Below are 13,395 nucleotides of genomic sequence, written 5' to 3'. Positions count from 1 at the left end.
GGAGAAACCCCCGCTCCCAGAAGGGAACGGGGGTTTCTCGACAGCCAGGCTGCAGGTGTTACTTGGCCTTCTCGATGATCTCCACCAGACGCCACCGCTTGGTAGCGGAAAGCGGGCGGGTCTCGGCGAGGAGAACGAGGTCGCCGATGCCGGCGCTGTTCTCTTCGTCGTGAGCCTTGATCTTCGTGTTGCGGCGAAGGACCTTGCCATAGAGGGCGTGCTTCACACGGTCCTCGACCTGGACAACGATGGTCTTTTCCATCTTGTCCGAGACCACGTAGCCGCGCTTGGTCTTACGGTCACCGCGCTCGGCAGCCGCAGCTGCGCCGGAAACAGTTTCCGTCACGTTCTCGTCCTTTTCACTCACTTGGCATCCTCCTCGGTTTCAACCGTTTCAGCCTTGTCAGCCTTCTTGGTTGCAGCCTTCTTGGACTTCTTTTCTTCCTTGGCTTCCACAACCGGTGCGGCAACCTCGGCACGAATGCCCAGCTCGCGCTCACGGAGAACGGTGTAGATGCGGGCGATGTCCTTCTTTACCGCGCGCAGACGACCGTGGTTCTCCAGCTGACCGGTGGCGGACTGGAAACGCAGGTTGAACAGCTCTTCCTTGGCCTTACGGAGTTCCTCAACGAGTCGCTCGTTGTCGAAACCGTCCAGCTGTGCGGATGCAAGTTCCTTGGATCCTACTGACATTTCTATTCACCACCTTCGCGACGCAGAATGCGTGCCTTCAACGGGAGCTTGTGGATCGCCAAGCGAAGTGCCTCGCGGGCAGTTGCTTCATCGACACCGGAGATCTCAAAGAGAACCCGGCCCGGCTTGACGTTTGAGACCCACCATTCCGGAGAACCCTTACCGGAACCCATGCGGGTTTCGGCAGGCTTCTTCGTCAGCGGACGGTCCGGGTAGATGTTGATCCAGACCTTTCCGCCACGCTTGATGTGGCGGGTCATCGCGATACGGGCAGACTCGATCTGACGGTTCGTGACGTAGGCCGGGCTCAGCGCCTGGATACCCCATTCACCGAAGGAGACCTTGGTGCCGCCCGTTGCAGCGCCGGTACGACCCGGGTGGTGCTGCTTACGGTGCTTGACTCGACGTGGGATAAGCATTTAAGCCTGTCCTCCTTCTACTGACTGTGCCGAGCCTGCGGCACTGGCTTCAACAGCCGGAGCTTCGGCAGCAGCGGGTGCAGCCTCGGCCGGGCGGTCGTTACGACGACGGCGGTCACCACGGTCAGCGCCACCCGGGCGGCCCGGGCGGTCGCTGGCACCACGGCCACGGGACGGAGCAGCAGCTGCCTGCTGAGCCAGTTCCTTGGCAGTGACGTCACCCTTGTAGATCCAGACCTTCACGCCGATGCGGCCGAAGGTGGTCTTGGCCTCGTAGAAGCCGTAGTCGATGTTCGCGCGGAGGGTGTGCAGGGGCACACGGCCTTCGCGGTAGAACTCCGAGCGGGACATTTCTGCGCCGCCCAGTCGACCCGAGCAAGCGATCCGGATGCCCTTGGCACCGGCGCGCTGCGCGGACTGCATGGCCTTCTTCATCGCACGGCGGAACGCCACGCGGGAAGTCAGCTGCTCAGCAACGCCCTGGGCAACAAGCTGTGCTTCCATCTCGGGGTTCTTGACCTCGAGGATGTTCAGCTGGACCTGCTTGCCCGTGAGCTTTTCGAGCTCGCCGCGGATGCGGTCTGCTTCTGCGCCGCGGCGGCCGATAACGATGCCCGGACGTGCAGTGTGGATATCCACACGGACACGGTCGCGGGTGCGCTCGATTTCGACCTTGGCGATACCGGCGCGCTCCATGCCCGTGGACATGAGCTGGCGGATGCGGATGTCTTCGCGGACGAAGTCCTTGTACCGCTGGCCGGGCTTGGTGCTGTCAGCAAACCAGTGCGATACGTGATCGGTGGTGATGCCGAGTCGGAACCCGTGCGGGTTAACTTTCTGTCCCACTTAGCGAGCCTCCTCTTTCTCCGGGGTAGCAACTACCACGGTGATGTGGCTCGTGCGCTTCTTGATCTGAAATGCACGACCCTGGGCTCGCGGCTGGAACCGCTTCATGGTCGGGCCTTCATCAACATACATTTCGCTGATGATGAGGTCACCTTCGTCAAACGCCACGCCGTCGCGGTCCGCGAGGACCCGGGCGTTGGAGATTGCCGACTGAACTACCTTGAATACCGGCTCTGAAGCTGCCTGCGGGGCAAACTTCAGAATTGCCAGAGCCTCATTCGCTTGCTTACCACGAACAAGGTTGACGACGCGCCGGGCCTTCATAGGCGTTACGCGGATGTGACGCGCAATTGCCTTGGCTTCCATTGCTTTCCTTCTCTCGTCTTTGACGTAAGTGCAGGCGCCTAGCGGCGCTTGCCCTTACGGTCGTCCTTGACATGGCCGCGGAATGTCCGCGTGGGAGCGAATTCGCCGAGCTTGTGCCCGACCATCGACTCAGTGACAAACACGGGGATGTGCTTGCGTCCGTCGTGTACGGCGATCGTGTGGCCGAGCATGTCGGGGACGATCATCGAGCGGCGGGACCAGGTCTTGATGACGTTCTTGGTGCCCTTTTCGTTTTCCCTGGCTACCTTTACAAAGAGGTGCTGGTCAACGAAAGGACCTTTTTTCAGGCTGCGTGGCATGTGTCCAGGCTCCTATCGCTTGTTCTTGCCAGTACGACGGCGACGAACAATAAGCTTGTCGCTCTCTTTGTTGGGACGGCGGGTGCGGCCTTCGCGCTTACCGTTCGGGTTGACGGGGTGACGTCCACCGGACGTCTTACCCTCGCCACCACCGTGGGGGTGATCGACCGGGTTCATGGCGACACCACGGACGGTCGGGCGAACGCCCTTCCACCGCATACGGCCGGCCTTGCCCCAGTTGATGTTCGACTGCTCGGCGTTGCCGACCTCGCCGACGGTTGCGCGGCAGCGCACGTCAACGTTGCGGATTTCACCGGAAGGCAGACGCAGCTGGGCGAAACGGCCTTCCTTTGCCACGAGCTGGATCGATGCGCCGGCGGAGCGGCCCATCTTGGCGCCGCCACCCGGACGCAGTTCGACTGCGTGGATTACGGTACCGACCGGGATGTTGCGCAGCGGAAGGTTGTTGCCGGGCTTGATATCAGCGTCGGCACCTGCCTCTACGGTGTCACCCTGGGACAGCTTGTTCGGGGCAATGATGTAACGCTTGGTGCCATCAATGTAGTGAAGGAGGGCGATGCGAGCCGTGCGGTTCGGATCGTACTCGATTTCGGCAACGCGGGCGTTGACGCCGTCTTTGTCGTGGCGACGGAAGTCGATCAGACGGTACTGGCGCTTGTGGCCACCACCCTTGTGACGGGTCGTGATCTTACCGGTGTTGTTACGGCCACCCTTTTTCGGGAGGGGACGTACCAACGACTTTTCCGGCGTCGACCGCGTGATTTCAGTGAAGTCCGCTACGCTCGAGCCGCGACGGCCCGGGGTAGTCGGCTTATATTTACGGATTCCCATAATTTAATTTCCTCGTTAAAGTGGTCTCCGCTACGAGAGCGGACCGCCGAAGATGTCGATCGTGCCTTCTTTGAGGCTCACAATTGCACGCTTGGTGTTCTTGCGAGTACCCCATCCGAATTTGGTCCGCTTGCGCTTACCGGCACGGTTGATGGTGTTGATCGAGTCGACCTTGACGGAGAAGATTTTCTCCACGGCCAGCTTGATCTCGGTCTTGTTCGAGCGGGGGTCCACCAGGAAGGTGTACTTGCCCTCATCGATCAGGCCGTAGCTCTTTTCCGAAACGACGGGTGCAAGCACGACGTCGCGCGGGTCCTTGAGGGTGGCTGCACTCACTTGGCATCCTCCTGGTTCTTTGCCACTGCCTTGGAAGCAACGAATGCTTCGTAGGCAGCCTTGGTGAAGACAACGTCATCGGAGACGAGAACGTCGTAGGTGTTCAGCTGGTCTGCGTACAGAACGTGAACATCAGTGAGGTTGCGCACGGAGAGTGCAGCAACATCGTTGGCGCGCTCGATGACAACGAGCAGGTTCTTGCGCTCGGAGACACCCCGCAGGGTAGCCAGTGCTGCGCTGGAGGACGGCTTGGTGCCGGGAACCAGCTCAGCAACGACGTGGATGCGGCCGTTACGGGCGCGGTCAGAGAGAGCGCCGCGCAGGGCAGCAGCAATCATCTTCTTGGGGGTGCGCTGGCTGTAGTCACGCGGCGTGGGGCCGTGGACTACGCCACCACCGGTCATGTGAGGAGCACGGATTGAACCCTGACGGGCGCGGCCGGTGCCCTTCTGCTTGAACGGCTTGCGGCCTGCACCGGAAACCTCGGCGCGGGTCTTGGTCTTGTGGGTACCCTGGCGAGCAGCAGCGAGCTGGGCGACGACGACCTGGTGCAGCAGCGGCACGTTGGTCTGTACGTCGAAGATCTCTGCAGGCAGGTCAACCTTGACAGTGCTAGTCATTGAACTAGGCTCCCTTCACGGCGGTGCGTACGAGTACGACCTGGCCGCGGGCGCCGGGGACGGCGCCCTTGATCAGGAGCAGCGACTTCTCGACGTCAACCGCGTGGACCGTGAGGTTCAGCGTGGTGTGACGAACGGCGCCCATGCGGCCGGCCATTTTCATGCCCTTGAAGACGCGGCTCGGGGTGGATGCGCCACCGATTGAACCGGGCTTACGGTGGTTCTTGTGGGCACCGTGGGAAGCTCCAACGCCGTGGAAGCCGTGACGCTTCATAACACCGGCGAAGCCCTTACCCTTGGTGGTGCCAACGACGTCGATCTTCTGGCCGGCTTCGAAGAGCTCAACGGAGAGCTCCTGGCCCAGCTCGTAAGAGTCAGCATCTGCAGTGCGCAGTTCTACGACGTGGCGGCGAGGCGTGACGCCTGCCTTTTCAAAGTGACCAGCCAGCGGCTTGGTGACCTTGCGGGGGTCGATCTGGCCGTAGCCGATCTGAACGGCGACATAGCCATCAGTGTCTGCGTTGCGCAGCTGCGTGATGACGTTTGAGTCTGCCTGGACCACAGTGACGGGGATGAGCTTGTTGTTCTCGTCCCAGACCTGGGTCATGCCGAGCTTCGTGCCCAGCAGGCCCTTTACGTTACGGGTTGCGGTCATAGTCTCTCAGCACCTCCCTACAGCTTGATTTCGATGTTCACGTCGGCCGGCAGGTCGAGACGCATAAGCGAATCAACAGCCTTCGGCGTGGGATCGATGATGTCGATAAGACGCTTGTGCGTGCGCATTTCAAAGTGCTCGCGGCTGTCTTTGTACTTGTGCGGAGAGCGGATGACGCAGTAGATGTTCTTCTCCGTCGGCAGCGGCACAGGGCCAACTACCGTGGCGCCTGCGCGCGTGACCGTCTCAACGATCTTCCGTGCTGAAGAGTCAATGACCTCGTGGTCGTATGACTTCAGCCGGATGCGGATTTTTTGTCCCGCCATGTCGCCTGACTCTCTTTCGTTAGTGCTGCTCCAGTGAGGGCTGCTCTGTTTACTTGCGTGTTGCATGTGGCTGCCGAAGCAATTGAAGTCGTAACTACCACCCGCCGCACAAGCTGAATCCGGATAAATCCGGGTTCCTCAACCTGCCGGCGTAACCGACCCCCGCGGTCGGGCGTGTCGCGTTATTCACGCGTGCAAGCCCGCAGTTCCATGGGGAGTGGGTTATGTTTGGTCTCCAACCTGGACCCTGACACCCGGCATTATCCGGATCGGGACGCGAAGGAGCGCTTGAACAACTCATCTAGTATGCCGGAATTAACGGGCAGAAGCGAATCAACGGTATAGCGGGGGTGCTCGACGGCGGCCGGTCGCCCCTTCAGCGCAGCGGGCCCGGCCGGTCCCCCGGGCAGCGGGCCGGCGGCCGGCGGGTCCCCCAGGGCCGATCATTGCCTTCGGCGGGCGGCGTGGGGATGATAGGGGCATGACTGAGCAGGATCCTGTGGCAGTTCAGGCCCTCGCCGCGCGCCTGGGCCCCGGTTTCCAGCTGGGAGTGGCCTCCGCCGCTTTCCAGATCGAGGGGTCCCTCGCGGCCGGCGGCCGTGGGCCCTCCGGCTGGGATGCCTTCGTCGAGAAACCCGGCAGCATCCTGGACGGCCACTCCCCCGCGGTCGCCTGCGACCACTACAACCGCACGCCCGAAGACATCGAACTGATGCGCACCCTCGGCATCGACTCCTACCGGTTCTCCATCTCCTGGCCGCGGGTCCAGCCCGACGGTACCGGGCCATTCAACGCCGCCGGACTCGACTTCTACGACCGGCTGATCGACCAGCTGCTCGAGGCCGGCATCTCCCCGATGGCAACCCTGTACCACTGGGATACCCCGCTACCGCTGGAACACCGCGGCGGCTGGCTGAACCGTTCAACGGCGGAACGCTTCGCCGCCTACAGCGCAGCAGCCGGTGAGCGTTTCGGCGACCGCGTGGCCCAATGGGTGACACTGAACGAACCGGTGTCAGTGACGCTGAACGGTTATGCCCTGGGCGTCCATGCCCCCGGCCACGACCTGCTCTTCAATGCGCTGCCCTCAGTGCACCACCAGCTCCTCGGGCACGGCCTCGCCGTGCAGGCCCTGCGTGCTGCCGGGGTGACCGGCGCCGTGGGCGTCACCAACCTGCATTCCCCGGTCCGGCCGGCGTCGCGCTCGGTCACTGACCGGTTCCTGGCCAACATCTTTGACCTCGTTCTGAACCGGGTCTACGCCGACCCCATCCTGCTGGGCCGCTATCCGAAGGTGCCACTGATCGCGAAGCCCTGGTTCCGTTCGATGGGGAAGATCTCCGACGCCGACCTGCGGAACATCCACCAGCCAATCGACTTCTACGGGCTGAACTACTACTACCCGGTGAAAGTCGCGACCGGAGCCGGCCCGGGCGAAAGCCCCGTCGGCACCGCAAAGGCGATGCTGAAGATGCCGTTCCATATGGCAGCGTTCCCGGAATATGCGACCACAGGTTTCGGCTGGCCCGTGGCCCCGGACCACCTGGGGCCGCTGCTCCGCGAACTGAAGGACCGGTACGCTGGAGCGCTTCCGCCGCTGTACATCACCGAAAGCGGCGCGAGCTTCCCCGAGCCCGACCATGTGTCCGGACCCATCGCGGATGCGGAACGAATCAGCTACATCGCATCCCACCTGGGTCATGCCCTGGACGCCACGGCGCCCGGCGGCATCGCCGAGGACGTTGAACTGCTGGGCTACTACGTCTGGACCCTGATGGACAACTTCGAGTGGGCGGCCGGTTACTCACAGCGCTTCGGCCTGATCCACGTGGATTTCGACACCCAGGCGCGCACGCCCAAGGATTCGTACTACTGGTATCAGGCGCTCAGCCGGGCACGCAGGCGCCTGACCACCAGCGGGTGAAGATGCAACTGCCAGCTACTCCTGCCGGTTCGCCCGGTTGATCCGCTTGGCCCGCTCAATCTCGTGGCGGAAGTGCTTCCTGGCCCAAAAAACAGCGGCGACAACGGCGACGGCCACCAATAGGAAAATCAACCAGCCCATTGTGAGCTCCCTTCGTTGGGGGCAACATTATCAGCGTCCCGCCCCGGTCAGCCACGGTCCGCCGGCTCACGCTGCGGCGCCTGCTCGGGCTGGGGCGCCTGCCCGGGAGCAGCAGGCTTGCTGCGGCTCAGCCGCCAGACGGCGATCGCAATCAGGGCCGCGGCAATGAGGGCCAGCAGCGCGAAGGTGTACTGGCGCATCGCCCACAGGATGCACAACGCCACCCCCGCCGCGCCCCACCAGACAAACAGCCGTTCGCCCATGCCCAGTCCGGCCATCAGCAGGATGGCCATCAGCGCAAGGACCCAGAGTTGCTTCCCCGGATCGCCGCCGAAAATAATCCCCAGCCCGGACAGCGTTACCAGCCCGGCGGCGCCTGACCACAGCACCCGGACCGCCGTACGGTTCCCGGACGCCAGGCGCACCGCGCCCAGCACCGCGGCGAGAACCACGTACCACTGCAGCGTCCAGAACCAATCGGGCCAGTCGGAGCCGGCGCCGGGTCCGGTGAACAGCACCGCGCGCTGCACGGCCGCCGTCGTGGCGAGCAGTCCCAGTTCCGCCGCCACCCTGCGGGCTGCCGCCGGCACCTCGACGCAGCACACTGCGGCGGTGGCGGCCACGAGCGCGGCGCCGGCCCAGGACGTCGCGTCCCAGCGCAGCCCGAAGACCGCGGCGAGGCCAAGGCCCAGTACCGCGGCAGCAGCGAGTGACCAGCGCCGGAGTGGATCGGTGCCGAGGGTGTCGCGGCGCAGCCACCGGATGGCATAGAGCGCCGCCGCGGCCGGAGCGCAGCCGGCCAGCCACGGCAGGTAGCTGCCCCACGCGCCCGGCACGGTGTCCAGCAGTTCGGCGGCTTCCAGGGTGGCCCCGGCCAGCACCGCAGCAACAGCCGGCACGTAGAGCACCGGCCAGCGTTCCAGGTGCGACGCCGCAAAAAGGACCACCGCGAGCACCAGGACCGCTGCGCCGGCCAGCCAGTCAGCCGCTGGCGGCGCCAGCAGCAGTGCGGTCCCGACAAAGGCGCCGGAGGCGGCCAGCCAGAGCCAGCGTTCGACGTCGGCCCGTGCGGTCCGCCGGAACAGCAGACCGGCGCCGGTAGCGGCCAGCGAGAGCACAAGCAGCACCACCACGACGCCGTCCCGGCTCAGCAGGGGCCGGTCAAGGAAGCCGCCGGCGGAGAAGCCGCCGTCGAACTGCGCCAGCGGCCCCAAAGCCACCGTGGCGAAGACGGCGGCATAGACCGCCAGGTAGGCCGCCCCGCGGGCCGCGAAGACCCGGCTGGCCAGCGCTGCGGAGACCAGCAGCAGCGCCACGTGCAGCACGATGACCCAGCGGCCGCCGTCGTCCGGGTCCGCCACCAGGTAGCCGACCGGAAGCACCGTCTGGGCGGCCAGCGTAATCCACACCGCTGCCTGCTGGAACGGGACCTCCACCAGGCGGTGCCGCATCAGCCAGCGGATCACGTGCTGTGCGGCAAGGACCAGCCCGAAGGTCACCGAGACCGCGGTGACGGAGACCGTTGCGTCGTAGCTGAGAACGAGCGCCAGGGCCAGGGTCAGCACCCGGGCCGCAGCGAAATAGCTGCCCTTGGCGGTGCGCGCGGTCGCGGCCACCACCATCACGGCGCTGTACGCGGCAAAGATACCCAGCACCAGCTCGACGTCGAGCGCCGAGCCCGCCCGGAACAGCAGCAGCACCGCCAGCGCGGCCGGGGCCACCGCCATCGAGGCGGGGCGGGCACGCAGCACGAACCCCGCCGCCGCCGCGCTGAGGGCGATCAGGACGACCGCCGCCGTCAGCTGCGCCGAGGGTCCTTCGTTGGGGAGGCTGGAGGTCCTGAGCAGGGACAGGGCGACGGCCTGCAGCCCGAGGACGGCGGCGGCGTCGGTGAGCACGCCGCCGGGAGCCTGTCCCCTGGCCTCCGCCAACAGCGGGAAGGCCAGCTGCAGCGCCAACACCAGCACTGCCAGTGACGACCCCGCGAGTTCCTCGCCGCCGAACAGCAGCGGGCCGGTGTCCTGCCGGAGCTGCTGGTAGCCCGTCAGGACCAGGACGGTGCAGGTCCCCCGGGCCATCCACCAGTAGCTCCACCGCTGCTGCCGTGCCGCGCGTCGCAGCGCAGTCAACATCAGATACAGCACAATCAGGGCCAGGCTGATATTGCCCGCCCGGAGCGAGACGACGGCGAACGCCATCCCTGCCAGCGCTGCCGCCATGCCCAGGGGCAACAGCTCCCGGACGCCGGGCCGCCAGGGGGAACCTTCCGCCGCCTCCCCGGACAGGGCCCAGCCGATGCCCAGGGCGACGAGGAGCTGCAGCATGATAGCGGTGCCGGTGAGCGCCCTCCCCGGGGTGTCGTCCACGAGTGCCATCCCGGCGAGGGCGGGCAGCGCCGCGAGGGTGAAGGCAGCCAGGCTGGCGTTCGGCGCCAGCGAGGGCACACCCACCCCGACGAGGAATGCCGTGGCGAGTTGCTGCGCCACGAGGGCCAGCAGGAAGGCGGAGAGCACGGCGAGTGGGTCAGGGTCACCGCCCAGTACGGCAGCGACGGCTGCGGGAACGGTCAGCGTCGCCGCGATGCGGGCGGCGAGAACGAAGTGCCGGCGCAGCGGCTCCGCCGCGGGCAGGGAGCGCACGCCCCAGAACAGCGCCGCCAGCAGGAGCAGACCTGCCGGGGTCCAGCGGCCGGCACTGTCACCCACGGCCGCGGACATTGCGAGGGCAGCCGGCGGGGCCCATTCTGCCAGCCCGCCCAGGCCCACCGCGAGGGCCATGCCGGTGAGCAGCGCCAGCAGCAGCGGCACCCAGACCGGAACGTCAACCGCCGGGTCGACGGCCGCGTCGAACAGGGTCGAAGCACTCCACAACAGCGTCAGGACCAGTTGCAGCCCGAAGGTGGCGAGGGCGTCCGCCCGCCTGCGGCCGGCCGAGCCCAACAGCGTGGCAGGAAGGACATTCAGCCCGGAGCCCACGAGCACGGCCTGGAGGGCCGCCAGCACGAGGGCGGTCAGCAGCGTCCACGGCAGGCTCTCGCTCGCGTCCCAGGCTGCGACCGTGGCCGCCACGGTGAGGCTCAACCGCGCGCCGTAGTAGTGCGCGACCCGGAATCGGCCCTGCGGAACGGCTGCCATCAGCGCGAAGTAGGCGCCGCACAGGAACATGACCAGCGCGTACTCGCCCTTGCCGAGCAGCAGCGGCACGAAGGTCACGGCCACTGCCACGGAGGGGACCACGAAGGGGTGCAGGTCCATCAGCGGCTTGAGGAACACTCCCGGCACCCAGCGCGGACGGGACAGCGCCAGCAGCGTCAACAGGATCGCGACGGCGATCAGTGCCACGAAATACCAGACCAGGGCTCCGCCGAGGACCGCAACGCCGGACCACGCCGTCGACACGAGGAACGTCAGGGACAGGTAGGCGAGGACCCTGCTTTCCATCCGTACCGCGGCGCCAACATAGGCGACGGTGCCGACGACTGAGGTGACCAGCCAGGCGGCGGGGCCGTCGTGCAGCGTGAAGTTGTACAGGGCCAGGCCGGTCACCGGGACCAGGGCCAGGCCGGTCCCGGTGAACGCGACGGCGGCGGGCCGAAGCCGCGGGGCCCTCGCATGCAGGAACAGCCCGCCGGCATAGAACAGCGCCGTGATGGCGGCGACGCCGGCGAAGCGAAGCCCCTCCGGCAGGGAGGTGCCTACGAACAGGGCGCCGGCTGCGACCAACAGGAGGCTGGCGACGTAGAGCGTGATGTTGATGTTCTGCCGGTCGCGTTTCTCCTTGCGGGCGGCACGTTCCGCTTCGGATTCCTGGTAAACGGCCGGGGGCTGCGGCGGCGCAGCCGACCACTGGGCGGGCAGGGGCAGGGGCTGCGGCGTTTGCTGGACTGGCAGGTGGGGCTGATACTGGCCGGGCCAGACCGGCGGAACTGGCGCGGGCCACGGCTGGGGCGCTGCCGGTGCAGGCGTCGGTTGGGGGGACGCCGGCGGCGCCGGTTGGGGCGCCGCCGGCGCTGCCGGTGCGGGCGCTGCCGGTGCGGGCGGGATGTTTGACCCCTGCTGCTCGCGGGCAGCCCCGCCGTCCCTCCAGCCCTGGAGGTGCCCCGCCCGGAAGCCGGCCGCGAAAGCGCCGCTGAGAGCCTCATTGGCCCGCCGGCGTTCCTGCGCCCTCCCCCGGCGCAGGCCCAGCATCAGGGCACCGGCCACCAGAAGCAGCACCAGCAGGGCTTGGACAGCACTCGGCATACAGATCCCTCATGTCTCCGGCTGCCCGAACCCGCTCAGCCCCCAGCAAATCCAATGACTAGATGAAATCTATCACCACTGGGCGGCCAGCGGATGCCCGCCCACAGGTCCCGCTCCCAGGAGGGGACCTCCCCGGCCCGTGCGGTTATGCGCAGTCATCCGACGAAGATGGCCGCTATGCGCGGCTTCATAGCGGCCATCTTCGGCGAATCGGCGAAGGCGGCATTGTGAGGGGCCCCCCATAGCGGCCATTTGTGGCGAATGGACGGACCCCGGTCGGCAGGTTCAAGCAGTCAGGGTTTTCGCCAGGGAAATGGACCTGCCCGGCCGGGCGACCAGGACCCGGCACAAAAAAGAACAGCCCCGCTGCGAGTGCAGCGGGGCCGTTCTTTGCTTCACGGGGGCCGTCAGACGGCGTACCCGATCAGAGGTCTAACTCAGATCAGCAAGTACTACTTGAGGATCTTGGTAACGCGTCCCGAACCAACGGTGCGGCCGCCTTCGCGGATAGCGAAGCCGAGGCCCTCTTCCATGGCGATGGGCTGGATGAGCGCAACGGTCATCTCAGTGTTGTCGCCGGGCATAACCATTTCCGTGCCTTCCGGCAGGGTGATAACGCCGGTTACGTCCGTGGTGCGGAAGTAGAACTGCGGGCGGTAGTTGGAGTAGAACGGGTTGTGACGCCCGCCTTCGTCCTTGGAGAGGATGTAGACGTTAGCCTCGAAGTCGGTGTGCGGGGTGATGGAACCCGGCTTCACGACAACCTGGCCACGCTCGACGTCGTCGCGCTTCAGACCGCGGAGCAGGAGGCCACAGTTCTCGCCGGCCCATGCTTCGTCGAGCTGCTTGTGGAACATCTCGATACCGGTAACCGTGGTCTTCTGGACCGGGCGGATGCCGACGATCTCGACCTCGGAGTTGATGGCGAGGGTTCCACGCTCGGCGCGGCCCGTAACAACGGTGCCACGGCCGGTGATCGTGAAGACATCTTCGATCGGCATCAGGAACGGCTTGTCACGGTCACGGACGGGGTCCGGCACCGAGTTGTCGACAGCTTCCATGAGGTCCTCGACGGACTTGACCCAAACCGGGTCGCCTTCGAGAGCCTTCAGACCGGAAACGCGCACAACCGGAGCCTCATCGCCATCGAAGCCCTGAGCCGAAAGCAGCTCGCGAACTTCCATTTCGACGAGGTCGAGGAGCTCTTCGTCATCGACCATGTCCGACTTGTTCAGTGCAACCAGCAGGTAGGGAACGCCAACCTGGCGGGCGAGCAGAACGTGCTCGCGGGTCTGAGCCATCGGGCCGTCAGTGGCGGCAACCACCAGGATTGCACCGTCCATCTGTGCAGCACCGGTGATCATGTTCTTGATGTAGTCAGCGTGACCCGGAGCGTCTACGTGTGCGTAGTGGCGCTTCTCGGTCTGGTACTCAACGTGGGAGATGTTGATGGTAATGCCGCGCTGACGCTCTTCGGGAGCAGAGTCAATAGACGCGAAGTCGCGCTGCTCGTTGAGTGTCGGGTACTTGTCGTACAGCACCTTGGAAATCGCGGCCGTCAACGTCGTCTTACCGTGGTCAACGTGACCAATGGTGCCGATGTTAACGTGCGGCTTAGTCCGCTCGAACTTTGCCTTTGCCACAGGTTCCTCCTAG

General features: G+C 65.6%; 15 protein-coding genes. 1 reads left to right on the top strand and 14 read right to left on the bottom strand.

Translation table 11 applies throughout. The annotated features are described in order from the left end of the window. Window positions 1-58: 58 nt before the first annotated feature. From rpsQ to rpsJ, 11 genes are read right to left on the bottom strand one after another with little or no spacing between them, the layout of a single operon-like run. Window positions 59-367: a 30S ribosomal protein S17 gene (gene rpsQ, locus AC50X9_RS09790; protein ID WP_494892951.1), complete on the bottom strand. Its 309-nt coding sequence runs from the start codon at window positions 365-367 to the stop codon at window positions 59-61. After that, entirely contained in the window at window positions 364-693 is a 330-nt protein-coding gene (gene rpmC / locus AC50X9_RS09785) for a 50S ribosomal protein L29 (RefSeq protein WP_069949295.1), read from the bottom strand. Before rpmC ends, rpsQ begins: the two co-directional genes overlap by 4 nt. A gap of 2 nt (window positions 694-695) precedes the next feature. Then, on the bottom strand, window positions 696-1,112 hold the full coding sequence (gene rplP / locus AC50X9_RS09780; RefSeq protein WP_069949296.1) for a 50S ribosomal protein L16: 417 nt from the start codon (window positions 1,110-1,112) through the stop codon (window positions 696-698). Then, complete coding sequence (rpsC, locus tag AC50X9_RS09775) at window positions 1,113-1,958, bottom strand: 30S ribosomal protein S3 (RefSeq protein WP_494892948.1); 846 nt, start codon at window positions 1,956-1,958, stop codon at window positions 1,113-1,115. After that, the gene (rplV, locus tag AC50X9_RS09770) at window positions 1,959-2,324 is read right to left on the bottom strand and encodes a 50S ribosomal protein L22 (protein WP_069949298.1); all 366 of its coding nucleotides are present in this window, start codon (window positions 2,322-2,324) and stop codon (window positions 1,959-1,961) included. Window positions 2,325-2,362: 38 nt separating this feature from the next. Beyond that, window positions 2,363-2,644: a 30S ribosomal protein S19 gene (rpsS, locus tag AC50X9_RS09765; RefSeq protein WP_018773666.1), complete on the bottom strand. Its 282-nt coding sequence runs from the start codon at window positions 2,642-2,644 to the stop codon at window positions 2,363-2,365. 12 nt (window positions 2,645-2,656) lie between these two features. Further along, window positions 2,657-3,496 carry a 50S ribosomal protein L2 gene (gene rplB, locus AC50X9_RS09760; RefSeq protein WP_069949299.1) on the bottom strand — a complete coding sequence of 280 codons (840 nt, stop codon included), beginning with the start codon at window positions 3,494-3,496 and terminating at the stop codon, window positions 2,657-2,659. Between the two features lie 30 nt (window positions 3,497-3,526). Further along, a complete protein-coding gene (gene rplW / locus AC50X9_RS09755) occupies window positions 3,527-3,832 on the bottom strand; it encodes a 50S ribosomal protein L23 (RefSeq protein ID WP_056425233.1) in 306 nt (101 codons plus the stop codon). After that, complete coding sequence (gene rplD / locus AC50X9_RS09750; protein ID WP_494892944.1) at window positions 3,829-4,452, bottom strand: 50S ribosomal protein L4; 624 nt, start codon at window positions 4,450-4,452, stop codon at window positions 3,829-3,831. Before rplD ends, rplW begins: the two co-directional genes overlap by 4 nt. A 4-nt stretch (window positions 4,453-4,456) precedes the next feature. Next, window positions 4,457-5,107, bottom strand: a complete 651-nt coding sequence (rplC, locus tag AC50X9_RS09745) for a 50S ribosomal protein L3 (protein ID WP_024366134.1) — start codon at window positions 5,105-5,107, stop codon at window positions 4,457-4,459. A 17-nt stretch (window positions 5,108-5,124) separates the two neighbouring features. Then, window positions 5,125-5,433, bottom strand: a complete 309-nt coding sequence (gene rpsJ / locus AC50X9_RS09740) for a 30S ribosomal protein S10 (RefSeq protein WP_024366135.1) — start codon at window positions 5,431-5,433, stop codon at window positions 5,125-5,127. A gap of 481 nt (window positions 5,434-5,914) precedes the next feature. On the opposite strand from rpsJ, the gene AC50X9_RS09735 reads away from it, so the two are divergent. Beyond that, complete coding sequence (locus AC50X9_RS09735) at window positions 5,915-7,357, top strand: GH1 family beta-glucosidase (protein ID WP_494892941.1); 1,443 nt, start codon at window positions 5,915-5,917, stop codon at window positions 7,355-7,357. Window positions 7,358-7,372: 15 nt separating this feature from the next. Here the strand turns inward: AC50X9_RS09735 and AC50X9_RS09730 are convergent, their stop codons facing one another. The 3 genes from AC50X9_RS09730 to tuf form a co-directional block, all read right to left on the bottom strand. Continuing rightward, window positions 7,373-7,498 (bottom strand): hypothetical protein, encoded by a 126-nt coding sequence (locus tag AC50X9_RS09730; RefSeq protein ID WP_494892939.1) that lies wholly within the window; start codon window positions 7,496-7,498, stop codon window positions 7,373-7,375. Window positions 7,499-7,545: 47 nt separating this feature from the next. Further along, window positions 7,546-11,739, bottom strand: a complete 4,194-nt coding sequence (locus AC50X9_RS09725) for a hypothetical protein (protein ID WP_494892937.1) — start codon at window positions 11,737-11,739, stop codon at window positions 7,546-7,548. Window positions 11,740-12,191: 452 nt separating this feature from the next. Beyond that, window positions 12,192-13,382, bottom strand: coding sequence for an elongation factor Tu (gene tuf / locus AC50X9_RS09720; RefSeq protein ID WP_069949303.1), 1,191 nt, complete (start codon window positions 13,380-13,382; stop codon window positions 12,192-12,194). Window positions 13,383-13,395: the final 13 nt, after the last annotated feature.

This window comes from Pseudarthrobacter sp. HLT1-3 (assembly GCF_059383535.1).
The sequence above is the reverse complement of the archived record's forward strand: the minus strand, read 5'-3'. Positions and strand labels throughout refer to the sequence as shown.